Consider the following 24,857-nt stretch of genomic DNA (forward strand, 5'->3'; position numbering starts at 1 on the left):
ATATGTCCATGACCGATAAAAATGTACTCATAGTTGATGATGAACCTTCTCTTCGCCTGCTCATAAGAGCTGTACTTGAAGATGATGGTTGGACTGTGCACGAAGCAATTTCTGGAGAGGAAGCCCTTACGATGCTTCCAAACCTAACGCTCAATACTGCACTGATTGATATGCGCATGGGCGGCATGGATGGTATGACTCTGCTGAAAGAAATTCACGCAAAAATACCCGGCCTCCCAGTCATAATGTTAACAGCGTACGGCAATGTAAGTGCCGCAGTAGTTGCCATGAAACATGGTGCTTTCGACTACCTCACAAAACCTGCTGACAACGAAGAACTGAAAGCAGTGATGGCAAAGGCCCTCGACTATTCCAGACTCGTAGATGAAAATGAACGTCTCAAATCAGCTGTAGAGGCGACAGAGAAAATGATTGGTAACAGTCAGCCCATGCGCGATGTAAAAGAACTCATCGAGCAGGCCGGCCCTTCGGAAGCCACTATTCTGGTTCTCGGTGAATCCGGAACAGGTAAGGAACTAGTTGCAGAAGGACTCCACCGCGCCAGCCACAGAGCGGACAAACCACTCATAAAGGTAAACTGTGCCGCCCTTCCCGGAGATCTTCTCGAGAGCGAACTCTTCGGTTACGTAAAAGGGGCATTCACAGGGGCCGCAACCAATAAACCCGGAAGATTCCAGCTAGCTTCCGGCGGCACTCTTTTCCTAGATGAAATCGGTGAAATGGAACAAGTTCTTCAAGCAAAAATTTTACGTGCTATTCAAGAAAAAGTGGTTGAACCACTAGGCAGTGTCGCACCTGTAGAAACCGATGTACGCATAATCGCTGCGACCAACCGCGACTTAAAAGTGGAAGTGGAAAAAGGTAACTTCCGCGAAGATTTATATTACAGGTTAGGAGTTCTTGAAATCCGCATTCCGCCCTTAAGAGAAAGACCCAGTGATATTCCAGCACTGGTCGCACACCTGCTAGAAAAGCTAGGGCGAAAGAACAATAAAAAAGTGCGCTCAGTAAGTCCGTCTTTTCTGGATGAACTCAGCCGCTACGGCTGGCCCGGAAATGTTCGTGAGCTTGAAAATGTACTTGAGCGAGCAATCATTCTCAGTAGATCCGAGGTACTTGGTACAGAGCTACTACCGCCTCAAATACTAAGCTCAGGCACATCGACAGCGACTCCAGCGGGAGAAACTCAAGCTGAGACGTCAGGCTTGCCCCCTAAAACATCTTCCGCGCCACTAGATGACGCTGAACGACAAGCACTAATTACGGCCCTTGAAGCAAATCAGGACCACCGTGAGCGTACAGCCGATGCATTAGGAATCAGCCGCCGTACACTGCAATACAAACTTAAAAAATACGGTCTCACCAGAAGATAGTTACTACTCGGTTCTAAACAGCCTTATATTTCTGAATCATTAAAAAAAAAGGATAGTTCTTTCGAACTGTCCTTTTTTTCGCCATTTTTTCTAAAAAGTCATAAAAATATATTTTTATCATCCAATCCTACAACAATTATGTTCCTTAGATATTTCATAAAATATTCCCTGTACTTTTTTTCTAGATAAGGCCTTATCCCCCACCATGCCTGCGTTCACTCCATTTTATGTATCAATTTTTAAAAACCTTTTTTTTTAATCTAATGCACAAAAAATATGCAGATTTATTTGCAACAATCACTATATTTGACATACTATTCTTATTTATCTACTCTTAAGACTGAAAAAGACTAATTCCAAAATTAAAATTTAGCTGGATTAATCTCTTTTAAATTTTGTTTTACTCTAACAAATGTAACGAACTTGCATTCAATGCACTAGACTTGTACATTCAATGCAACGAGAGACATACTATAGCAACAAACAATTACTGCATTAAAACGTACTGTTATTTTTTTATACTGCATAAAAAGATACTTTAATAATACATTAAGTATATCACTTAACTCTCCCGCCAAGCTTTAAGCTGAAGGCGGATTTTTGGTTTTCTAACTGGAGAAATCATGGAAAAAATACGCGTCGAAAACCTTTACAAAATCTTTGGCCCTCAGCCAGCTAAAGTCATCCCAATGCTTGAACAAAAAGCATCTAAGGATGAAATAATGAAAAAGACCAAGCACGGAGTTGGCGTTAATAACGCGTCTTTTTCCGTTGAAGAGGGTGAAATAGTCGTTGTTATGGGTCTCTCGGGCAGTGGTAAATCCACTCTCGTCAGATGCATAAACAGACTGATTGAACCCACTCAAGGCCGCATTTTCATTGATGGCATCGACCTTACATCCTTAAATAAGGATGAACTACGCAAAGTACGTCTTGAAAAACTTGGAATGGTTTTTCAGAACTTTGCTCTATTTCCTCATCGTACAGTTCTCCAGAACGCAGAATACGGCCTTGAAATAAAAGGTATGGAACCAGAAGAACGCAGCAAAAAAGCGTACGAAGCACTTGAGCTTGTTGGCCTTAAAGGATGGGAAGACTCATATCCGAGCCAGCTTTCTGGTGGAATGCAGCAAAGAGTTGGACTTGCCAGAGCACTTGCTCTTGATCCAGACATATTGCTTATGGATGAGGCTTTCAGCGCACTCGATCCACTTATTCGCCGAGACATGCAAGACGAACTTATCAGCTTGCAGGACCGCATGCAGAAGACAATCCTCTTCATCAGTCATGACCTTGATGAAGCATTAAAACTTGGCGATCGCATTGTTCTCATGAAGGACGGAGAAATAGTTCAGGTAGGAACCCCCGAAGACATCCTGACTAATCCGGCTAACGATTACGTCTCCCGCTTTGTAGAAGATGTCGATATCACCAAAGTTCTCACAGCCGAATCCGTAATGAAAAAGACGGAAGCTGCCGGTCATATCAAAACGGATGGACCAAGAGCTGCTCTTCGCAAAATGCGTAAAAATAGCATCTCCAGCCTTTTTATATTGAACGAAGAGCGCAGACTTATGGGCGTTGTCAATGCGCAGGACTGCGCTAAACTTGTCGAAGAAGGCTCAAGCGACCTTAGAAGTGTAATTTGCACAACCTGCAAAACAACACATCTAGACACGCCAGCTCAGGATTTATTTATTATTATGCAGGATCTCGGCTATCCGCTAGCTGTTGTTGATGACGACAACAAATTAAGGGGCGTAATTATCCGAGGTTCATTAATTGCCGCGATGGCTGAAAGAGGGGGCAATTAATATGGACATCCCACGCATACCCGTCGGCAAAACAATTGAAGCCGGCATTGATTTTCTAGTTGAGCATTGCTCATTTGCAACAAGAGCGTTCTCTGAAGTACTGGATACAGGGCTAGACATAGTACAGACTGGCATGCTCTCTCTTCCACCGTGGCTCTTTATCATCATTGTCAGCCTGCTCACCTGGAGACTGTCCAGAAGCAAGCGCATAGCCCTGTTTTCAATAGCAGGACTTTTGCTGATCTGGAACATGGGTTTATGGAAAGCTACCGTCAGCACCATTTCACTGGTAATCGTATCCACTCTTATGGCCTTGATGATCGGTGTACCTACCGGAATTCTGGCTGCCATGAGCAAATACGTGAACAAAACAGTAATGCCAGTGCTTGATGTTATGCAGACCATGCCAGCATTTGTATACCTCATCCCTGCCATCCCGTTTTTCGGATTGGGTAAGGTTGCGGCCATATTTTCCACCGTTATTTTTGCGATGCCTCCGGCAATCAGATTCACATGTCTCGGCATTCAGCAAGTTCCTAAAGAACTTATCGAGTGCTCCGAAGCTTTCGGATCTACACGCTGGCAAAGACTCATTAAGCTTGAGCTCCCCCTTGCAACCCCCACTATCATGGCCGGAGTAAATCAGACTGTCATGCTTTCGCTATCTATGGTAGTTATTGCAGCGATGATTGGAGCGAAAGGCCTTGGTGGAGAAGTTTGGAAAGCAATTCAGCGCCTTCAGATGGGCAAAGGATTCGAGGCAGGCATCGGCATCGTTATCGTGGCCATTATTATGGACCGTGTTTTACAGAAATTAGGTACTAGAAAGCAATAATTTACGAAAACTCTTAAAAATGGAGAGAAAATGAAAAAGATTTTGACACTAGCCATGGCGGCTCTACTTGTGGCTTCCCTTGCATTCCCAGCTTTCGCTGGCGACAAAAAAGAAGTTAAGCTTGCATACGTTGAATGGGACTGCGCTACAGCGACTACCAACGTAATCAAAGCTGTTCTCCAAGAGCGTATGGGTTACGAAGTAGAAGTTCTTCCAGTAGCAGCGGCTATCATGTGGCAAGCTGTATCAACAGGTGATGTTGATGCAATGGCAACTGCATGGCTTCCTGTAACACACGCTGAGTACCTTAAAAGAGTAGAAAAAAACGTTGTTAACCTCGGACCGACTGTAAGCGGAGCAAAACTTGGTTGGGCTGTTCCGACTTATGTTACAGTAGATTCAATTGCTGACCTTAATAAATACGCTGACAAGTTAGACGGCAAGATCATCGGTATTGATCCAGGCGCTGGACTCATGGGCCTTTCTGAAAAAGCCATGGAAGAGTACAAGCTTACTGACCTCGAACTCATGGAAGGTTCAGGAGCAACTATGACTGCTAGCCTTAACAACGCCATTAAGAACAAAGAATGGATCGTTGTTACTGCTTGGTCCCCACACTGGTTATTCGGTCGCTGGGATATGAAATACCTGAAAGATCCTAAAGGAATCCTAGGCGGCGAAGAAACAATTAACACCATCGTTCGTAAAGGCCTCAAAGAAGACAAGCCTGAAGTATATGCTTTCCTTGATAAGTTTGCATGGAAAGACGCAAACCAGCTTCAGATGGTCATGGCTTGGAATCAGGCAGAAGACGCTGATCCATACGAAAACGCTAAGCGTTTCATCAAAGAAAACAAAGAACAGGTTGATGGCTGGTTGAAATAGACCGCAACCCGCATTCTTAGAAAACTAAAGTTCCCTGATCTTGGGCTTGTACAAATTCAAGCTTCGTTCTGGTTACCACGGTTAAATCATGGGTTTACGAACAATTTTAGGATTGTTTGTAAACCCTTTTTTTATGCCAAACCCCATTCCAGCTATCACCCTGACACCCGAAACACCACCAACAGGAGCTAACCTTACCCACGATATAAGGTTTAGCTCAAGTTTTGAGCTAAACCTTATGAGGAAGAGCAGGATCTAATGCCCTTCGCATTTATGTTCACTTGGCTCCCAGCCTTCCATATACCATGCAAGCGCCCCCTGCACCTGTAACCCGTGTAACCGAATATACTCCAGCTGTTCTGGGGAGTAAGTTTGGCCATCTAAAGGTTGTATTGATGAGACTTCTGTAGGTCCGTATGCGGTTGTCGAGGACTCAGCAACAAATACGGGCTTACCACAAGACCCTGAAGGGTGTTTAACCGTCAATTTTCCTAAGCCGATACCCTCAGCCATACAAGGAACATCTACGTCTTTGACTAAATCCATATTAAATCTCCTTAAATTTGGTTGGGAAGTTTTTCAAAATAATGTTTTTAAGCGCCAATTTATCTTTAAAATAGCAATATAAACGCAGCTCAATATTTCCGTCTAACTCGCTTATATTTGCGTTATCATCATCCCATGTCACCCCGTCAACAAGTTTTATTATTTAAAAAATATTTTTTATCGGCATTTATCACTCCTCAGCACCTTGTGCATTACCGATCAGTTGTATCTGATCAAACCATCAGGTTAGTTCATACAACTAGGCATAACCTGTTATTTGCTAGCAGCCGCAAAGTTTAATATTTTACCGCCACAAATAACACTCTTGAAAGTATTATGGATAGTGTGAAACGGTTATATTCGGACATTTTACTATCAAACCTAAACAGATCAGACTTATCATTGACAGCAATCACTTCTTTGCTATCAATCTTATTTGGTGTAATGTTGTATTAAGCAATTAACCCCAAGCAATGCGGTACCATATATGACCGAAGATATAACTATCCCAGAAGACACACTTGCAGAAGCAACGGCCTTGATGGATGAACGATTTGCCCATGCAGATAGAAGCAAACCAGTTCTCGCCACATTGTATGAGCTGGGACTTGATCATGTAGCAAGAGATTTAATTGAGCACCCTGAGTTATACAGAAAGGGTGAACCTCTTCCCATGCCCAAAAAAAGATTTGAACCAGTGAATCCAATGTCACTGATGCAATCTGATATTAAACTGCCGTCTTTGCCACAGGTTTTCATTGAAATGAGGCAGGTTATTAATGATCCAGCCAGCTCCGCTACAGATGTAGCAAACGTTATTTCACAGGATACAGCTCTTTCTGCATTCCTGCTGCGCATGGTAAACAGCTCTTTCTACAGTTTTCCTTCTCAGATAGACACAATATCCAGAGCAGTTGCAGTTATTGGAACTAAGCAACTTTCGACTCTGGCCCTAGGAACGTCCGTTATGGATATGTTCAAAGGTATTCCTACAGATATACTTGATCTTGAACTTTTTTGGAGACACAGCTTTGCCTGCGGAATTATAGCCAGCCAGCTTGCAAAGATGTTTAAGCAAGGCTCACCTGAAAAATGTTTCGTAGCCGGACTTCTTCACGACATAGGACGCCCTGTATTCATGATGACCCTGCCTGACCGGGCCATCGCTGCGACTGCTATTTCACGGAATAAAGGCGCTCTGATGTTCAAAGCGGAAAGGATTGTTGCAGGGTTCGACCACTCAGAACTCGGCGGAATGCTTCTGCGCAAATGGAATCTGCCGTTCTCGCTGGTAACAGCTGTACTATACCACCACAATGCAACAAAGGCCGCAAAGACACCTGAATCATTATACGTCTATTTTGCCAACATTATTGCTAAAACGCTTGGAATAGGCGGTAGTGGAGACTTTTTCATTCAGGATGTCAAAAATGAAAGATGGGAAGAAAGCGGCCTTACTCCTGACAAGCTTAAAGAGCTTGATGCAGGGCTTGGACCTATCCTTGAAGACGCATTCTCTATCCTCACGACCATGGGAACTTAGCACGCGCACCAAATCCTCCGTGCGTTGACAAGGTTCGTTAAAGGCATTATTTGACCATGCATACCAAACCGGAGGATTTACCATGCACGATAGAGTCGAAGCTGCACTCGAAAAAGTCAGACCTGTTTTACAAGCTGATGGTGGCAACGTTGAACTCGTAGAGGTAACAGATAAAGGGATTGCTATAGTCCGCCTTCAGGGCGCATGCAAAGGCTGCCCTATGTCACAGAAAACGTTAAAAAATGTAATCCAGCGCACCCTTCTTAAACTTATTCCAGAGCTTGAAGGCGTTGAATCAGTCGATTAACGTTCCCACACCTTGAATTTAAACCACTGAATACCTAAAGAACAAAAGCCGCGATCTCTTGCGGTTTTTTCTATTATACGCATTTTCCCTAATAACTCTCAGGAGATTTTTCGATGAGCAATACAGTAACCCGTTTTGCACCAAGTCCTACAGGACATCTACATATCGGCGGAGCAAGAACCGCTCTTTTTTCTTGGCTTTTAGCTCGCCACAATGGCGGAAAATTTGTTCTGAGAATTGAAGATACCGACCAGAAAAGATCCACACAGGAATACACTGATGCGATCCTTGAATCCATGAAATGGTTAGGTATGGATTGGGACGGTGAGTTAATGTTTCAAAGCGAACGCTTTGATCTATACAACAGCTACATCGATAAACTAATCGAAACTGGCCACGCTTACTGGTGTGACTGTACCTCCGAACAGGTTGATGCCATGCGCGAAAAAGCCATGAAGGAAAAGCGTAAACCTAAATATGACGGTTCTTGCCGCGAAAAGAATATCGGCCCCGGTGAAAATAGAGTTGTAAGATTCAAAACACCTGTCGAAGGACGCACCTCTTTCAATGACATGATCAAAGGCCCCATCACAGTCGAAAACATCGAACTTGATGATATGATCCTGCGCCGCTCAGATGGAGCACCTACTTACAACTTAGCTGTTGTAGTTGACGATCACACTATGGGAGTTACTCAGGTTGTTCGCGGTGATGACCATATCAACAACACCCCGCGTCAGGTTCTTATTTATAAGGCACTTGGATGGGACGTTCCACGCTTCGGCCATGTTCCTATGATCTTGGGACCTGACAAGAAAAAACTTTCCAAAAGACATGGCGCACTTTCCGTCATGGAATATGAAAAAATGGGTTACCTGCCTGAAGCAGTTGTGAACTACCTTGTTCGCCTTGGCTGGTCTCACGGTGATCAAGAAATATTCTCTAAAGATGAGCTGATTGAGCTTTTCAACACAGAACATCTCGGAAATTCCGCTTCTGTTTTTGATACTAAGAAGCTGGACTGGGTGAACTGTGAATATATCAAAGCAAAAGCTCCGGCAGAATTAATTCCCGGTATGCGCTCCTTCCTTCCAGAAGGAACAGAGGTTGCGGACGAATACTTAGAAAAGATTATTCCTCTGCTCCAGCCCCGCGCTACCAATTATAAAGAAATGGCCGACATGTGTGATTTCTTCTTAGTAAGTACAGATGAGCTTACATATGACGAAAAGAATGTAGCAAAAGTTCTGACTCCAGAAGCAATAGAGCACCTTAAAGCAATCACTGCTAAGATCGAAGCGGACGCTGAATTCAGCCATGATTCACTTGAAGCTATCCACAAAGGGTACCTCGAAGAAAAAGAGCTTAAATTCAAAGCAATAGGGCAGCCTGTCAGACTTGCACTTTGCGGAAAGGTCCAAAGCCCCGGCGGCCTGTATGATCTTATGCTCGTTATGGGAAAAGAAGAAACCATTGCCCGCATGAAGAAGACCGTAACTCTCGTATAGTTTTCCCCTTAAAAGACCACACAAAAAAGCCCCGCACTAAGTAAGTGCGGGGCTTTTTTGTGTGGAATATTTAATCATTATGCTGCTCAAAATAAGAATCAATTATGAATTGGTAAATGCCGTTCCCTTTAATTTCATCCAAAGCGTTCTGCCACCTTTGAACGACCTCATCAGGAACATGAGAAGCAAATGCTATGTAAGTATCAACGGTAAACAATGCCGGACCTGCTTTTTCAAACATTGAATAATCAAGCTCAGGATACTTTTTTAAAAAGCCCTGTATAATTCGCTCCCCCATAGGAACAAAATCAACACGCCCCTTCACTAACTTAAGAAAATCTAATCTCTGACAAGAGCTGACATCAAGATGAGTAAATCCTGTTTCAAACAGTATTTGATGGTAAGCAGCATCACGTGTTACAGCTATTCTAGAATTTTTCTTAGTCTCTTCAATACTTATAAAACTTACATTTGCCCCTTTTTTTCGGTAAAAATAAACATTACTAGTAAAAACAGGACCAACGAATTTGAATAACTTCTTCCGCTCCGCAGTAATAACCATAGGGTAAAGAACATCAGCCCGTCCATTTTGCAGATTTTGGTATGCTCTAGCCCAAGGGAGAAAAACAATTTCAGTATGCTCCTCGCCCAGTTGCCCTCTTAGAATATTGACAATGTTTGAAACAAATCCTTCAGCATGCCCATTAACCTTATAGCTAAATGGGGGATAACTTTCGGACATAATTCTGAGAGGACCTGCAGATGCTATCTGTGCCGTAAAAAAAGAAAAATAGGCAAATAATATGACATGGATAAGAATTTTCATACTGTAACGTTAAGACATAGAGACTGAAAAAGCAATTACATGGCTAAATTTACATGGTAAAATACAATAAAATATAACGAAAAGAACTCTTCACCCCCACTAAATACTATTATCACCTACCCACGGCACTATTTGGAACATCATAGCAGAAAGTAATACACAAACAGGACTTCGTCTTTACGCACAAAACTAAGCTTGCAATATCTAATCTATTTTCACTACTATAGCAGCCGACATACCAGTATAAAACGGAGAATAATATATGAGCCCCTTCGAAATATCTGACCACGCACAGCCCGAATTTACCTTCAACGCGAGACGATCACCTGTCTACTCAACGAAAGGCATGGTTGCGACTAGCCAGCCTTTAGCGACTGAAGCTGGACTTGAAATGCTACGCGCAGGCGGAAACGCAGCGGATGCAGCGATTGCAATAGCAGCCGCCCTTGCCGTGATCGAACCTTGCAGCACAGGGCTTGGCGGTGATGCATTTGCTCTTTACTACACGGCAGCCGATAAAAAAGTTTCTGCGCTGAATGGGTCAGGCAAATCTCCTAGCGAAATGACGCTCGAAAAAATTCAAGCTATGGGCATCGAAGGTTCATTACCTACGCGCCACGCTATGACCGTTAACGTCCCCGGTACATGCGCCATGTGGTGCGATCTAGTCGACAAATTCGGAACTCTGCCACTTTCAAAAATTTTTGCACCCGCCATACGGTTTGCTGAAGAAGGCTTTCCCGTCAGCCCGGTAACTGCCAAACTATGGAAAGATGGCGAGAACGAGATACTCACTACAAGCCCCGGAGGAATGACACTACTGCTCAACGACAAAGCTCCTAAAGCTGGCGAGATCATGCACAATCAAGTTCTTGCTGATGTACTGCGTTCCCTTGCACAGCTAAGTCCGCAGGAAGCTAAAAAGCTGTTTTACACGGGTGAAATTGCAGAGAAGATCGTAACTACAGTTCGTGAAAATGGCGGCTTTCTTTCCATGGATGATATGGCAGACCACGAAAGCATCTGGGCTGACTCAATTAAAGCGGACTACAGAGGGTATGAGATTCATGAATGCCCGCCCAACGGACAAGGACTTGCCGCCCTGCTTGCTCTGAACACACTCGAAAACATCGACCTTGTGGGCAAAGGTGGGCCCGGTTCAGCTCAAAGATTGCATCATCAAATTGAAGCAATGCGCCTTGGATTCGCAGACGCAAGGCTCCACATTACAGACCACACAGTATATGAAACACCGCTAAGCAAACTACTTTCACCAGCATATGGAGCAAAAAGAGCTTCCGAAATACATGCGGGAAAAGCTAATCCCGACGCTGAAAGCGGCGTACCTGTAAACAGCTCTGACACAGTCTATTTCAATGTAGTTGATAAAGATGGAAACGGCTGTTCCATGGTCAACTCTATCTATATGAATTTTGCGACAGGAATTGTACCGGACGGACTGGGATTCCCACTGCAAAATCGTGGACACAATTTCTCTCTGGACCCGTCCCATCCAAACGTGCTTGCACCAGGAAAACGCACATATCACACCATTATCCCTGGAATTTGTCTCCGCGCCAATGGATCACTCCATTCTGTCTTCGGAGTCATGGGTGGATTTATGCAGCCTCAGGGACACATGCAAGTTATCTCGGCCATGCTTGACGATGGAGCCAACCCGCAGGAAGCTTTAAACAGACTCAGGTTCTGTATCGAACCGGGAGAAGCAGGTGGTAAAATTTGCGTCGAAGAAGGCATTCCCAGTGAAATATTAAAGGAACTTGAAGATATGGGGCACGAAATTGAAGTCCGTAAAGGGTATGATCGGGTCCTATTTGGACGCGGGCAGATCATAAGTAGAGATGAAACGACAGGAACCTTGTGCGCGGGATGTGATCCTAGATCTGACGGAATCGCAAACTGTTTATGCTAATATCAAAACAGGCCACCCAGTACAGGGTGGCCTTAATCTATGATTTAGATACTATCTAAAGCTTTCACCAAGGCAGAACAGACTGCAACTGCAGCTCTAGGATCATCCGCACTAAACTCCACACCGTCTTTTGAATAAACTACACGCCACATACAATCATCCATGCTCCGGCGACAAAGGTCCTCCATTTGAAAAGAGAACCCTTTAGACTTCACAATTTCAGCCACTTGCAAGGCTACATTAACATCTTGCGTAGCCTGTTCAGGAACATCATCCCCTAAAAGATCATTCAGTCTTTTTTCCAATTGCTCAATCGTAAGCTCTGACATTTCATATCTCTCAAGTAAAAAATTATATAATCCCAAACACCTTCTACGTACCGCTTGTGGAATCTAGCATTTCGAAAACCATTTATACTCTCAATTCTAGACACCGCAAGAACCACACTTCATTGCGAGGAAATCGCCCCTCACCAGCTTTATTCATACTTCTAGTTAGGTGAATATTTGGCGCGGTCATCACTTCGTTCTGCATCACAAACAAGACAAATTTGTTTTTAATTAATTACCATTTTGTTAAAAACAAACGACACTCCTTCCTGTTTACGCAAAAACACCAAGCTCTATCTTTCATTTAATGATTATTTTTAACTAATAATCATTTTTGTTCAAAAAGAACCTTTTCGAACACATTTTACACTTATGTTTGATCGACCAATCAACACAGGAAAAAACCCATGAACCCTTTAGAACTGGCGTTTTTGGGCATTTTAGACTATAGCTTTTTTCACTCACCAACTTTTTAAATCGATAATTCCATACAACATATGGTATTTATATTGATTTATTTTTTCACCCCATACGCTACACAAACAAACTCTGGAGGAGTAATGTTAAAAAGTCTTTCCTGCCTGCTCTTAGCTTGCATCATCTGTGTCACATTCGCTGCTGCCCCATCACAGGCCAGCGACAAAAACCTTATTCTCGCAACAGCAACAACTGGCGGAACTTACTACCCTGTTGGAGTTGCAATCGGCACGCTCATCAGCATCAAGCTTGCGAAGAGCGAAAAGATCACCGCGACAGCAATCAACTCCGCTGGTTCCGGCGAAAACGTACAGATGCTTAAGAACAAAGAAGCTGACCTTGCTATCTTACAGGCTCTTTACGGCCTTAACGCATACGAAGGCAAAGGCCCTTACGAAGGACAAGCTTTCAAAGGATTCAGAAGTATTTCAATGCTTTGGGAAAACGTTGAACATTTCCCAATCCTGAATAAGTACCTGAAAAACGGAAACATCGAAGATCTGAAAACCCTCGACGAAAAATTTTCAATCGGCAAGCGTGGTAGCGGATCTGAAGGCTCCGGTAGAACTCTGCTCAAAATCATGGGCGTAGATGTAGATAAGGACCTAACACTTGAATTCCTTGGCTACACTCCATCTGCACAGGCTATGATGGATGGCCGCATTGCAGGAGCAAACATTCCTGCCGGCCCTCCTGCCGCAGCTATTACTCAGCTTTATGCACAGCTCGGAGCTGACGACGTCACAGTCCTAGACTTCACAGACGCACAGCTTGCTAAAATCCAGAAGCAGTTTCCAATCTGGAACAGGTATGTAATCCCAGCAGGTACATACCCTTCCCAGGTAAAAGACATCAACACCATCGCACAGCCAAACTTCCTAGCATGTCGTGCTGATCTCCCTGAAGAAACTGTATACCTCATGACCAAGACTATTTACGAAAACCTTTCATTCCTGAACAACATTCACAAAGCGACTAAAGCAATGAGCCTTGAGCGCGCAACAAAAGGTTTGCCAGCTCCTCTGCATCCAGGTGCAGAAAGATACTACCGTGAAGCCGGCGTAATTAAATAAACGAACAGTACCCATTTAATGACGGCGGGAGACCAATACTCCCGCCGCCATTTGTTTCAAGAATATATTTCCAAGGATGAGATAAGCATGGCTGACATTAAAAATGAAAAATCCGCAGTACAAGAAGATTCAGGCGGTGAAACTCTGGCGATCAAAAGAGTTTTTGAGGGCAAAACGGCCCAACTCATATATGTAGTAGGTATTATATGTTCGCTCTTCCATCTATGGGTAAACACCGTCGGTGTTATGCCGGAAATCCAGCGAAATGCCATACATTACTCATTCATGCTGTTCATTGGTTTCATACAGTATCCGCTTTTAAAAAAGCATGCGAGAGCAACACTTCCCTTAGACTACTTCTTCGCTACTCTATCATTCGCAGTAGGCTTCTATTTGGTCTTTTTTGAAGATGCCCTGCACATGCGAAACGAAGTTCCTGTATTAGTGGACTTAATCGTGGCAGGACTCGCCATGGTTCTGCTGATGGAGTTAACAAGACGTACAACCGGATTTTTAATTCCGTCACTCGCAATAATATTTCTAGCATATGGCCTTGGAGCCGGACGCTACCTTGACGGGTTATGGCATTTCCCAGGGGTAACAGTACCGCGCATGCTTTACCGCATGTACTTTGCTCCCGACGGAATATTCGGAACAATCGCTACAATATCTAGTACGTTCGTATTCCTCTTCGTACTTTTTGCCTCGTTCCTAATCAAATCAGGGGCCGGAGATTTCATTATCAAACTGGCACTGGCGACAATGGGACGTACTATCGGCGGACCTGCGAAAATGGCAGTGTTTGCCAGCGGATTCATGGGTTCAATATCCGGTAGCGCCGTAGCTAATACAGTGGGAACAGGTTCAATAACCATTCCCATGATGAAAAGAACCGGTTTCCCTAGCAAGTTTGCAGGAGCGGTTGAGGCGGCATCTTCCACGGGCGGGCAGCTCATGCCTCCAATTATGGGAGCAGGGGCATTCATCATGAGTCAGTGGACTCAAATTCCATACCTGACAATTGTCGGGGTGGCATTCATTCCTGCAATTATGTATTTCGTAAGTGTCGCATTTTTTGTTCACCTACGCGCAAAAAAATTAGGTATCAAACGTGTACCTGAAGAAGATATACCGAAACTACGTGAAGTAATCAAAGAAGGCTGGAACTTCTTTATCCCCATTGGAGTTCTAATGGGACTGCTCATGGTCGGATTTACGCCGACATTTGCAGCATGTGGAGGAATCGTTTCGATTGTAGCTTCAAGCTGGCTCAATCCCAAAACCCGCATGTCCGGCAAGGATGTCCTTGATGCTCTGGCTTCAGGCGGTATTAATATGGTTACCACAGGTGTAATTCTGCTTTGCTCAGGTATCGTCATCGGAGTTGTCCTGATGGTCGGGATGGGAATTAAATTCTCAATGCTAATTACCATGCTTGCCGGAGACAGTTTGATACTGACAATCTTCATGGTTGCCATCGCATCCCTCATTTTGGGGATGGGACTGCCCGTAACAGCTTCCTACATCGTTTTAGCAGTGCTTGCAGCTCCGGCAATGCAGATGCTCGGGACAAGCCTAATTGCAGCCCATATGCTTATCTTCTGGTACTCACAGGATGCAAACGTTACCCCGCCTGTGTGCCTCGCGGCCTATAGTGCCGCAGGAATATCGGGATCAAAGCCACTTGAAACTGGAATTGAATCGTGGAAAATAGCAAAAGGACTTTACATAATACCGTTGCTGTTCTGCTACACTCCGATTCTATTTGAAGGTCCAATCTGGCAGGTAGCTGAAACAGTTATCACCGCAACAGCTGGTCTATTCTGTTTTGCCGTTTTCTTTGAGGGGTTCAACACATACGCTCTGAACATTTTCCAGAGAGTCTCTTATGCGGGCGCAGCAGGTCTTCTGCTATGGCCTGACATGAGATTGCATGCAATCGGCGCAACGTTGCTGTTAGCTATGTATATGCGCGAACAAGCAGTGTTCAAAAAACAGGCTTTAAAAGCAGCTTAGACAATCACTTAAAAATCAAAAAGATTTAAAAGGAAAGTTCCAGATCGGAACTTTCCTTTTTTTTTGGCAGTATGAATATATGGCGTAAAAACGTGATATACATTAAACAGAAGTTCTGAATTGAACCTAACAAACAATGCATATAGCGAATGGAGAGAGAACATGATCGAAATAATGTCTGAAAGTACCGGAAACCTATTGGCCGTCAGAGCGACAAAAACATTGACCCAGAGCGATTACACTGAAGCTTGGATCCCTGCACTGAAAAAAATCATCGAAGAGTACAAGAAGGCTAACATCGTCTTTTACATGGATGAAGAATTCGAAGGCTGGGAACTGGAAGCAATGTGGGAAGATGCTAAATTTGGATATGCTCACAAAAATGATTTCGATAGAATCGTAGTTGTTGGCGGACCTAAGTGGGTCAAATGGGGAACTGAAATTGCTGGAACCTTTATGAACTGCAAACTTAAAACTTACGACATCGCAGAACTTGCCGAAGCTACAGCATGGGCAAGCAAATCTCTTTTGAAATAAGTTTCTCCTAAAAATTAGTGACAAAAAAAAGCCCCGACCAGTAATGGTCGGGGCTTTTTACACGGCAATCCGTGCGAAATAAAATCTCTGAAAGAATTACTTTTCAGCTTTTCTAGCAACTGGTTTGATAACCGAGCCAGAACGAATGCAACGAGTGCAAGCTTTAATGCTCTTCACTTCTCCGGTTGGGAGCTGAGTACGAACATTCTGAAGATTTGGCATAAAACGTCTTTTGGACTTATTATGAGCGTGAGATACGTTATTGCCTGTCTGTGGTCTTTTACCGCATATATCGCATACCTGGGACATGTTGAACCTCCTTATGGAACTTATCTTTTCATATTTGTGCGAAACATACAATCCTTCGGGAAGAAGCATTGCTCCACCCACACAAAAGAGGTATCATTTAAACGTTGGTTCTGGAAAATGCAAGCTCTTTTTCCTTGACAGAAGAAAAAAAACTCATATAGAACCCCTTCCTCGAGGAAAAATATGTCAGAACTTTGGATTACGCTTAACGACATCCCTGAAGAGGGCAAAGATTTAGTTTTTGATGATCAGTCTTTTTGGACTGAAACAATGAAAGACTGTAATGTTGACGCAGAAATTGCGGCACCTCTTATTACTGAAGTATTTATACTTCCGCAGGACAATGGATGTCTCGTCCGGGGGAAAACGTCTGGAGCAATCAAACTTGTTTGCGATAGATGTACGGCAGACTACAAGCAGAATATTTCGACCGAGTTCGAGGAATTTGAACAGGTTGCGGACGCTGAGGACACTGAACCGTCCCCGGTGGTTAAAACCAAAGAAGGTTTAAAATTCGAACTTGGAGCTCTCCTTTGGGAACATTTCGTCTTGGCGCTACCCATAAAACCCCTATGCAGCAACGGTTGTCAGGGTCTTTGTGATAAATGTGGAGCCGATTTAAATAAAGACGGATGCGCCTGTAAAAAAGAAGAGGGCGATCCAAGGCTTGCGGTTTTCCGCAATCTTAAGATAAAGAACTAAATTCCGGTTTACAAAAATCGGTTTAAAATCACTCTCAGGAGACAGTCATGGCACAGCCTAAAAAGAAAACTTCCAAGTCCCGTAGAGGTATGCGTAGATCTCACGATGCTCTCACACCTCCTAATGTAATCTTTTGTGATTGCGGTGAGCCTATCATTGCTCACAGAGCTTGCTCTTCTTGTGGATCCTATAAGGGTCGTCAGGTAATCAACACCGAAGATGCCTAAAACCCTTCCCCGCATTGCAGTTGACGCCATGGGTGGCGATCACGGCCTTACGGGAATAGTTTCTGCTGCGGTTCGCGCCGCAAAGAACGGCACTCCAATAACTTTGGTTGGAGATGAGTACATGATCCGGTCCGAGCTCAAAAAGCTTGATACCGGATCATGTACTATTGACGTAGTCCACGCATCTCAGGTTGTCACAATGGAAGACAAACCTGCTGATGCCATGCGCAAAAAAAAGGACTCGTCAATTCAGGTGGCTTGCCGCTTAGTGAAAGAAGGACACGCTGACGGAGTAGTCAGTGCTGGTAATTCGGGAGCTACAGTAGCTGCGGGTATGTTTATCATAGGTAGAATTAAAGGTGTGCTTAGACCCGGAATGGCCGGAATTCTTCCCACTGAAAAAAAACCTATGGTACTCCTCGATGTTGGAGCCAACGTAGACTCTAAGCCCGAGCATCTTTTCCAGTTTGGAATTATGGCCGACGTGCTTGCCCGTGATGTTCTCGGTATCAAAAAGCCTCGCATCGGAATCTTGACCATTGGTGAAGAGGAAGGCAAAGGCAATAATCTGGTAAAATCTACCTACAATATGCTTAAGAATTCATCCTTGAATTTCGTAGGCAACATTGAAGGAAGAGACATTTTTACCGGAGACGTTGACGTTGCAGTCTGTGATGGCTTTGTAGGCAACGTTGCACTTAAACTTTCAGAAGGTCTTGCGAACAGCCTTGGCAATATCCTTAAGGGAGAGCTAAAACGCGATATTGTTTCAAAATTAGGAGCAATGTTAGCAATGAAGGCTTTCAAAAGATTCGGTAGACTGGTAGACACGTCTGAATATGGCGGCGCCCCAGTACTCGGGCTAAAAGGTATTGTCCTTGTCTGCCATGGTAAGGCTGATAGTCTGGCAATCGAACGAGCCATTGAGATGGCGGCAAGATTTGTTAAAAATGATGCCGTTGCTCATTTAAAAGAAGGTCTGGCCGCGCACAGTGAAATAATCGAGCGCAAAGTTTAATAGTACCAGACCTCTTTACTCTTCACCCCCGGATGTATACAGCTATTTTTTTTCGGAAGGCTTTATAAGCAGGAGAACTGCTCCCCTCCCAGTCAAAAACAGGAACTGTAACAATGAGTAATTTCTCCTATATCAGAGGCTTTGGCTACTACGTCCCTGAAAGAGCTTACACTAACGCCGATCTTGAAAAATTTGTTGATACTACTGACGAATGGATAACCACCCGCACCGGGATCACAGAACGCCGGATTGTTGAAAATCAAACCAGCGCGGATCTAGCTTTCGAAGCAGCTAAAAAAGCTCTCGAAGATGCCAAAATGGACGCGGATGAACTTACCCATATTCTAGTCGCAACCTTCACAGGTGATATGTACATCCCATCGACAGCATGTCTGGTGATGAAAAGACTTGGTATCAAAAATAAAATTCCAATAGATATCGGAGCTGCTTGCTCAGGGTTTGTATTTGCCGTTGAAACAGCAAGAGCTTTCGTTGCCTTAAATCCAGATGCTAAAATTCTCGTATGTGGAAGCGAAGTTGTCACCAGCCGAGTAAACTGGGAAGACCGCTCAACCTGCGTTCTTTTCGGAGACGGAGCCGGAGCGATAGTTGTCACATCGGAAAACAGCGATAGTTCAGCGAAAATTATTGACGTTCTTCTCTCCTCAGAAGGAGAGGATACCGCCCTGCTAGTTAGAGGCGGTGGATCATCCTGCTCTTACAAAATGGGTGATGTTGTAGGGGACGCTCATTTCGTACATATGAATGGACGCGAAATTTACAAGAAAGCTGTAAGAGCAATGCCTGCCATTGCTAAAGAGCTATTCGCCAAGCACGATATTACCAGTGATGACATCGATATTTTTATCCCGCATCAGGCTAATATGCGCATAATCGAAGCTGTAGGTAAAAAGCTGAACATTCCGCGCGAAAAAGTGTTTGTTAACGTTAATAAATTCGGGAACACTTCAGCGGCATCAATACCTATTGCTCTCGCTGAAGCAAAAGAAACCGGATTTGTTAAAAAGGGAGATCTGACCCTAGTTACCACCTTTGGTGGAGGATTAACTTGGGGAGCATCTCTGATCCAGTTCTAGCAAGCGCAGCCCAACATTGGACACGCATATATTAAATTTGCAGTCGGAGCCTCTTTAGGCTATGAGACGCAGGACTACACAAATTATACAGAGGAAACACAGATGAGTGATCTGCCAAGCACCGCCCTCGTTACGGGTGGATCAAGAGGCATAGGCGAAGCATGCGCCAAGAAGCTTGCTAAAGACGGTTTTGACGTTATCATTACTTACGTTAGTCGTCCTGAATCAGCAGACAAAGTCTGTTCCGATATAGAAGCCGCTGGTGGAAAGGCAAAAGCCTATAAGCTGGATTCTTCTGACCGTGAAGCGGTAAAGTCCTTTTTCAAGGAAGAAATCAAGGGTAAAGCTAAACTTGATGTCCTTGTAAATAATGGTGGCGTTACCAAAGACGGACTCCTCGTTCGTATGAAAGATGCTGACTGGGACAAAGTTCTGGACATCAACCTTACCGGAGCGTTCACATGTCTTCGCGAATCTGCAAAGATCATGATGAAACAGCGTTACGGAAGAATTATAAATATTTCCTCAGTAGTAGCTCAGGCCGGTAATGCCGGCCAGGCAAACTACGTTTCGGCCAAGGCCGGCCTAATCGGCCTGACCAAAGCGAGCGCCATTGAACTTGCTCCGCGTAATATCACAGTGAATGCCGTTGCACCGGGATTCATTGCGACTGATATGACCGCAGAGCTTTCTGAAGAAGTAGTGGCTCATATGTTGGAAAACATACCGCTTAAAAAACTTGGAACATCTGATGACATAGCTAACGCTGTATCCTTCCTCGCGTCGGAAAACTCAAGCTATATCACAGGACAGACTCTCGCCGTTAATGGCGGGATGTACATGTAATAAAACAAACCTAATGATTTGGAGGGACCTATGTCCGCAGCTGAAAAAGTAAAAGCAATTATCGTAGACCAGCTTGGTGTATCCGCAGACGAAATTAAAGACGAAGCTTCCTTCGTTGAAGATCTCGGCGCAGACTCTCTTGATCTAACTGAACTCATCATGGCTATGGAAGAAGAGTTCGACATCGAAATCGAAGACGAAGACGCTCAGAAGATCCTTAAAGTTAAAGACGCTGTTGCTTTCGTAGAAGGCAAATAGTCCATAAGACTTTGATCTAGACAAGGCTTTTGAATGAGCGCCTTACTAAACCCTTACCGGGTGTAAGGCGCTCCTTTTTTCATTGGCCCAGCCAAACTAAACTCCCGAATACATTACAGGCTATAATACCATGAACAGGGTAGTAGTAACCGCCGTTTCCGCCATCACCCCCATCGGTAATGACATAGACACTAGCTGGAACAACCTCCTTGCTGGTAAGTCTGGCATCGCTAAAATTACATCTTTTGATGCGAGTGAATTCACATCTCAGATTGCTGGCGAAGTCAAAAATTTTGACCCAAAAGAATTCATCCCTCACAAGCAGGCAAAACGCATGGAACGGTTCACACAGCTAGCTGTGGCCGCAGGCGAGCAGTTGCTCGGAAGTGCAAAGCTTAAACTTGAAGGTGATGATTGCAAACGCGCCGGAGTAGTTATTGGCGTTGGGCTTGGTGGTCTTCAGACCATTGAAACTCAGCACGCAAAACTTCAGAAATCCGGCCCTAGAAAAATTACTCCTTTCTTTATTCCGATCATTATCGGAAATATGGCAGCGGGTCAGGTTTCCATTTTTTCAGGAGCTCGCGGACCGAATATGTGCATGTGTACAGCTTGCGCATCCGGAACTCATTCCATCGGCGCCGCTTACACCGACATAATGCTTGGACGCGCAGATGTAATGATCTGTGGTGGAACAGAATCCACCATAACCCCTCTCGGGTTTGCCGGCTTCACATCCATGAAGGCTCTCTCCACTCGCAACGATGATCCCGAAACGGCATCGCGTCCATTTGATATGGGTCGTAATGGTTTTGTAATGGGTGAAGGTTGTGGCCTACTCCTTCTGGAATCACTCGATCACGCAAGAGCGCGTGGTGCTGAGATTCTTGCTGAAGTAGTCGGTTTCGGTGCTTCTTCAGACGCATACCACATGACTGCTCCGCCAGAAGATGGCAGCGGCATGGCTCTTGCGATGGAAGCAGCTATCCGCGAAGCGGGTATCAATCCTTCTGACATTGATCACATCAATGCGCACGGAACCTCCACCAAACTGAACGACTTTTGTGAAACAAAAGCTATTCATAAAGTTTTCGGAGATCATGCTAAAAATATTGCTATCACTGCTAACAAATCCCAGACTGGTCACCTCTTAGGTGGAGCCGGAGGAATGGAAGCAGCATTTGCAGTAAAAACGCTTGCAACCGGCATAATCCCCGGAACTGCAAACCAGTTTGAAGCTGACCCTGACTGTGACCTCGATTACGGTAAAGACGGAATGCGTGAAAAGCAGGCGAACTACGCTCTGAGCAACTCGTTCGGATTCGGTGGAACAAACGCCTGCATGCTCTTCAAAAAATTTGAAGATTAATTGGCCCCCTCTTTGTAAGGGACCGTCAAACTCTTGGAGCTAGTCATGGAAGAACTAATGATGAAAGATCCGGCAGTGGCAGCAACCATCAGCCGTGAAGTAACTCGCCAGATGACCAATCTTGAACTTATCGCATCGGAGAATTTCACTTCTACTGCGGTTCGTCAGGCTATGGGCAGCGTAATGACTCATAAATACGCTGAAGGTTACCCGGGCAAACGTTACTACGGCGGTTGTGAATTCGTTGATCAGGCTGAAGAACTTGCTCGTAACAGAGCGAAAGAAATCTTCGGTTGTGAATATGTCAACGTTCAGCCTCATTCCGGTTCTCAGGCCAACATGGCTGTCTACTTTGCGGCTCTACAGCCCGGTGACACTGTACTTGGTATGGATCTTTCTCATGGTGGTCACCTTACCCATGGATGCCCGGTAAACTTTTCAGGAAAACTCTTTGATTTTAAATCATACGGAGTTGATCCTGACACTAAAACAATCAACTATGATAACGTTTTAGAAATTGCCAAAGAGTGCAAACCTAAAATGATCGTAGCTGGTGCAAGTGCATATCCACGCATCATCGACTTCGCACGTTTCCGTCAGATCGCTGATGAAGTAGGCGCAGTCCTTATGGTAGATATGGCTCACATCGCTGGACTAATCGCGGCTGGCGTTCATCCTTCATGTATTGAGCACGCGCATTACACCACCACTACCACCCATAAGACCCTACGTGGTCCTCGCGGCGGTATGATCCTTTCCTCCGAAGAATTTGGCAAGTCACTAAACTCAAATATCTTCCCCGGAATTCAGGGTGGTCCTCTGATGCACGTAATCGCAGCGAAAGCAGTAGCTTTCGGCGAAGCACTTTCTCCTTCATACGTTGATTACCAGAAACAGGTTGTTGCTAATGCAGCTGCTCTTGCTGGACACCTGACGGATGCCGGTTTTGACCTAGTTTCAGGCGGAACTGACAACCACCTTATGATGGTAGACCTGACCAACAAAGACATTACCGGTAAAGATGCCGAACATGCTCTTGACGCTGCAGGTATCACCGTCAACAAGAACACCATTCCTTTCGAAACCCGCTCCCCGTTCGTAACTTCAGGTATCCGCATCGGAACACCTGCTATGACAACACGTGGAATGAAGACCGAAGAAATGGCTAAGATTGCAGACTGGATCACAGCTGCTATCGGTTCTATCGGTAACGACACACAGCTTGCCGTTATCAAAAAAGAAATTGCAGACTTCGCTAAAGATTACCCAATATTCGCATACTAGGAATATTTGGAAATCGGCTACTAAATAGCTGAAGTTTTAATTACATATCAAATTCATTGACATAAGGGCGGATTCAGGAAGCAATTTCTGAATCCGCCTCAGCTTCAAAGCAGGGAGCTTCCCATGGAAAACAGACTTCCTTGGCCTGAATATTTTATGCGCATTACGCATCAAGTCGCGGAAAGAGCAACTTGTACCAGACGCAAAGTCGGTGCTATCGCCGTTAAGGACAAACGAATCCTCGCCACTGGATATAACGGATCACCATCCGAAATAGCCCATTGTGCCGATGTAGGATGTTTGCGCGAAATCATGGGAGTACCTTCCGGTGAGCGCCACGAGCTCTGCCGCGGTCTCCATGCTGAACAAAATGTCATTATTCAAGCTGCTGTCCATGGAATCAAGCTTGGTGGTTGTGAAATTTACTGTACCACTCAGCCCTGCCTCATCTGCACCAAAATGCTCATCAATGCTGGTGTAACTGCCGTATATTTTTCAGAAAGTTATCCTGACGATTTATCAGAAGCCATGTTTAAAGAAGCTGGAGTTAAGTTTGAACACATGCAGTTCGAAATATAACTCTTCTGAACAGTTCATGGCTCACGCTGTGAATCTGGCTTTGCGTGGCAGAGATCGCACTGCGCCCAACCCTACAGTTGGAGCCGTGATGGTTTGTGACGACCGAATTGTAGCCGAGGGATGGCATCAGTACTGCGGTGGACTTCACGCTGAACGCAACTGCATTGCTGACGCCATTACTAAGAATGTGGACATGACCAAATGCACCATGTTCGTCACTCTTGAGCCATGCAACCACTTCGGCAAAACGCCCCCCTGCACGCATGGAATCATCGAAGCGGGAATCCCGCACATTGTGATCGGAACACGCGATCCAAATCCAAAAGCCTCTGGCGGACTTGAATTCCTTGAATCCAAGGGAGTAAAAGTCGAAACAGGTGTGCTTGAAGAAGAGTGCTTGGATATTATCTCAGACTTTTTACTCTGGCAGAACAGCGACCGCGCCTACTCTATTTTAAAACTAGCCTCCACAATCGATGGTAAAATCGGCGGTGCAACAGGCAAGCAGGAAGCAGTATCCTGCCCCGAATCTTTCGTAGATGTGCAAAATCTGCGCGCCATGGTCGGTGCTGTCATTGTGGGCGGGAACACTTTGCGTGAAGATAATCCATCACTCAATTGCAGACTTGAAGTAAAACCCGAAGGATTCACTCAGCCGCTAGCTGTTGTTGTCACCACAAAGCTCCCTACAAATCACGATGATTTTACCCTGACGACCACTCGCGCAAAAGAAACAATTTTCTGGACTACCACCGAACAGGCCGCTTCAGAAGTCGCTAAGTCGCTTGTTAATAAAGGTATTGAGATTATACCTCTTCCCCAAGACGAAAAAGGTCTTATATTTGAAGATGGGTTTAAATCCTTGCGCGAAAAACACTGCGTGTTGCGCTCCCTTTGTGAAGGCGGAGGAAAGCTGGCCTTATCACTTGCCGAGCAAGGGCTGATAGATGAATTCGTAATGTATCAAACACCACGCATTCTAGGCAACGCGCTAGGCAGACCGAACTTTGCAGGGTCTGACAGACAACTGATGGAAGACGCTCTTAATTTCCGTGTCAGCCGAGTCTGTCAAAGCGGCCAAGATTTAAAAATAGTTTTCAAACCTGTTGATACTGATAACTAGAAAATCAATAGAGGATCAATAA

The 24,857-nt window shown here is 44.7% G+C and carries 25 protein-coding genes; 21 read left to right on the forward strand and 4 right to left on the reverse strand.

Annotated features, from left to right (window positions below):
* Positions 1–2 precede the first annotated feature (2 nt).
* The 4 genes from BR06_RS0105145 (at position 3) to BR06_RS0105160 (ending at position 4,928) form a co-directional block, all read left to right on the forward strand.
* Positions 3–1,394, forward strand: a complete 1,392-nt coding sequence (locus BR06_RS0105145) for a sigma-54-dependent transcriptional regulator (RefSeq protein WP_031480793.1) — start codon at positions 3–5, stop codon at positions 1,392–1,394.
* A 623-nt stretch (positions 1,395–2,017) separates the two neighbouring features.
* Complete coding sequence (locus BR06_RS0105150; protein WP_031480796.1) at positions 2,018–3,208, forward strand: quaternary amine ABC transporter ATP-binding protein; 1,191 nt, start codon at positions 2,018–2,020, stop codon at positions 3,206–3,208.
* Position 3,209: 1 nt separating this feature from the next.
* Positions 3,210–4,043: an ABC transporter permease gene (locus BR06_RS0105155; protein ID WP_031480798.1), complete on the forward strand. Its 834-nt coding sequence runs from the start codon at positions 3,210–3,212 to the stop codon at positions 4,041–4,043.
* 30 nt (positions 4,044–4,073) lie between these two features.
* Entirely contained in the window at positions 4,074–4,928 is an 855-nt protein-coding gene (locus BR06_RS0105160; protein WP_031480800.1) for a glycine betaine ABC transporter substrate-binding protein, read from the forward strand.
* A 255-nt stretch (positions 4,929–5,183) separates the two neighbouring features.
* Here BR06_RS0105160 and BR06_RS0105165 read toward each other — a convergent pair whose 3' ends face one another.
* Positions 5,184–5,474 (reverse strand): SadB/YajI family lipoprotein, encoded by a 291-nt coding sequence (locus tag BR06_RS0105165; protein ID WP_031480802.1) that lies wholly within the window; start codon positions 5,472–5,474, stop codon positions 5,184–5,186.
* A gap of 487 nt (positions 5,475–5,961) precedes the next feature.
* Here BR06_RS0105165 and BR06_RS0105170 point away from each other — a divergent pair, with 487 nt between their 5' ends.
* The 3 genes from BR06_RS0105170 to gltX all read left to right on the forward strand — a co-directional run bounded on the left by BR06_RS0105170 (position 5,962) and on the right by gltX (position 8,832).
* On the forward strand, positions 5,962–7,017 hold the full coding sequence (locus tag BR06_RS0105170) for an HDOD domain-containing protein (protein WP_031480804.1): 1,056 nt from the start codon (positions 5,962–5,964) through the stop codon (positions 7,015–7,017).
* A gap of 82 nt (positions 7,018–7,099) precedes the next feature.
* Positions 7,100–7,324, forward strand: a complete 225-nt coding sequence (locus tag BR06_RS0105175) for a NifU family protein (RefSeq protein ID WP_031480808.1) — start codon at positions 7,100–7,102, stop codon at positions 7,322–7,324.
* A 113-nt stretch (positions 7,325–7,437) separates the two neighbouring features.
* Complete coding sequence (gltX, locus tag BR06_RS0105180; RefSeq protein WP_031480810.1) at positions 7,438–8,832, forward strand: glutamate--tRNA ligase; 1,395 nt, start codon at positions 7,438–7,440, stop codon at positions 8,830–8,832.
* 70 nt (positions 8,833–8,902) lie between these two features.
* Here gltX and BR06_RS0105185 read toward each other — a convergent pair whose 3' ends face one another.
* A complete protein-coding gene (locus BR06_RS0105185) occupies positions 8,903–9,658 on the reverse strand; it encodes a substrate-binding periplasmic protein (RefSeq protein ID WP_031480812.1) in 756 nt (251 codons plus the stop codon).
* Between the two features lie 262 nt (positions 9,659–9,920).
* Here BR06_RS0105185 and ggt point away from each other — a divergent pair, with 262 nt between their 5' ends.
* Positions 9,921–11,591, forward strand: coding sequence for a gamma-glutamyltransferase (ggt, locus tag BR06_RS0105190; protein ID WP_031480814.1), 1,671 nt, complete (start codon positions 9,921–9,923; stop codon positions 11,589–11,591).
* A 44-nt stretch (positions 11,592–11,635) separates the two neighbouring features.
* Here ggt and BR06_RS0105195 read toward each other — a convergent pair whose 3' ends face one another.
* On the reverse strand, positions 11,636–11,920 hold the full coding sequence (locus BR06_RS0105195; protein WP_031480816.1) for a hypothetical protein: 285 nt from the start codon (positions 11,918–11,920) through the stop codon (positions 11,636–11,638).
* A 560-nt stretch (positions 11,921–12,480) separates the two neighbouring features.
* On the opposite strand from BR06_RS0105195, the gene BR06_RS0105200 reads away from it, so the two are divergent.
* From BR06_RS0105200 to BR06_RS0105210, 3 genes are all read left to right on the forward strand, one after another.
* Complete coding sequence (locus BR06_RS0105200; protein WP_031480818.1) at positions 12,481–13,470, forward strand: TAXI family TRAP transporter solute-binding subunit; 990 nt, start codon at positions 12,481–12,483, stop codon at positions 13,468–13,470.
* Between the two features lie 87 nt (positions 13,471–13,557).
* On the forward strand, positions 13,558–15,486 hold the full coding sequence (locus BR06_RS0105205; RefSeq protein WP_031480820.1) for a TRAP transporter permease: 1,929 nt from the start codon (positions 13,558–13,560) through the stop codon (positions 15,484–15,486).
* Positions 15,487–15,648: 162 nt separating this feature from the next.
* Positions 15,649–16,023, forward strand: coding sequence for a SpoIIAA family protein (locus tag BR06_RS0105210; RefSeq protein WP_031480822.1), 375 nt, complete (start codon positions 15,649–15,651; stop codon positions 16,021–16,023).
* A gap of 96 nt (positions 16,024–16,119) precedes the next feature.
* On the opposite strand, the gene rpmB is transcribed toward BR06_RS0105210, so the two are convergent.
* Positions 16,120–16,332 carry a 50S ribosomal protein L28 gene (rpmB, locus tag BR06_RS0105215; RefSeq protein WP_031480825.1) on the reverse strand — a complete coding sequence of 71 codons (213 nt, stop codon included), beginning with the start codon at positions 16,330–16,332 and terminating at the stop codon, positions 16,120–16,122.
* 183 nt (positions 16,333–16,515) lie between these two features.
* On the opposite strand from rpmB, the gene BR06_RS0105220 reads away from it, so the two are divergent.
* From BR06_RS0105220 to ribD, 10 genes are all read left to right on the forward strand, one after another.
* Complete coding sequence (locus BR06_RS0105220; protein ID WP_031480827.1) at positions 16,516–17,034, forward strand: YceD family protein; 519 nt, start codon at positions 16,516–16,518, stop codon at positions 17,032–17,034.
* A gap of 47 nt (positions 17,035–17,081) precedes the next feature.
* Positions 17,082–17,261 carry a 50S ribosomal protein L32 gene (gene rpmF, locus BR06_RS0105225; protein WP_031480829.1) on the forward strand — a complete coding sequence of 60 codons (180 nt, stop codon included), beginning with the start codon at positions 17,082–17,084 and terminating at the stop codon, positions 17,259–17,261.
* On the forward strand, positions 17,254–18,279 hold the full coding sequence (gene plsX, locus BR06_RS0105230) for a phosphate acyltransferase PlsX (RefSeq protein WP_031480831.1): 1,026 nt from the start codon (positions 17,254–17,256) through the stop codon (positions 18,277–18,279). The genes rpmF and plsX overlap by 8 nt, the downstream gene beginning before the upstream one ends.
* 113 nt (positions 18,280–18,392) lie before the next feature.
* Positions 18,393–19,376: a beta-ketoacyl-ACP synthase III gene (locus tag BR06_RS0105235; protein ID WP_031480833.1), complete on the forward strand. Its 984-nt coding sequence runs from the start codon at positions 18,393–18,395 to the stop codon at positions 19,374–19,376.
* 102 nt (positions 19,377–19,478) lie between these two features.
* Positions 19,479–20,222: a 3-oxoacyl-[acyl-carrier-protein] reductase gene (gene fabG, locus BR06_RS0105240; RefSeq protein ID WP_031480835.1), complete on the forward strand. Its 744-nt coding sequence runs from the start codon at positions 19,479–19,481 to the stop codon at positions 20,220–20,222.
* Between the two features lie 30 nt (positions 20,223–20,252).
* Positions 20,253–20,480, forward strand: a complete 228-nt coding sequence (locus BR06_RS0105245; protein ID WP_031480837.1) for an acyl carrier protein — start codon at positions 20,253–20,255, stop codon at positions 20,478–20,480.
* A gap of 130 nt (positions 20,481–20,610) precedes the next feature.
* Positions 20,611–21,849, forward strand: coding sequence for a beta-ketoacyl-ACP synthase II (gene fabF, locus BR06_RS0105250; RefSeq protein WP_031480839.1), 1,239 nt, complete (start codon positions 20,611–20,613; stop codon positions 21,847–21,849).
* Positions 21,850–21,894: 45 nt separating this feature from the next.
* A complete protein-coding gene (glyA, locus tag BR06_RS0105255; protein WP_031480841.1) occupies positions 21,895–23,133 on the forward strand; it encodes a serine hydroxymethyltransferase in 1,239 nt (412 codons plus the stop codon).
* Between the two features lie 123 nt (positions 23,134–23,256).
* The gene (locus BR06_RS0105260) at positions 23,257–23,712 is read left to right on the forward strand and encodes a deoxycytidylate deaminase (RefSeq protein ID WP_031480843.1); all 456 of its coding nucleotides are present in this window, start codon (positions 23,257–23,259) and stop codon (positions 23,710–23,712) included.
* Positions 23,687–24,835 carry a bifunctional diaminohydroxyphosphoribosylaminopyrimidine deaminase/5-amino-6-(5-phosphoribosylamino)uracil reductase RibD gene (ribD, locus tag BR06_RS0105265; RefSeq protein ID WP_031480845.1) on the forward strand — a complete coding sequence of 383 codons (1,149 nt, stop codon included), beginning with the start codon at positions 23,687–23,689 and terminating at the stop codon, positions 24,833–24,835. The genes BR06_RS0105260 and ribD overlap by 26 nt, the downstream gene beginning before the upstream one ends.
* The last annotated feature ends 22 nt before the right edge of the window (positions 24,836–24,857 follow it).

It is taken from the genome of Maridesulfovibrio frigidus DSM 17176 (genome assembly GCF_000711735.1).
Taxonomy (GTDB): Bacteria; Desulfobacterota; Desulfovibrionia; order Desulfovibrionales; family Desulfovibrionaceae; genus Maridesulfovibrio; species Maridesulfovibrio frigidus.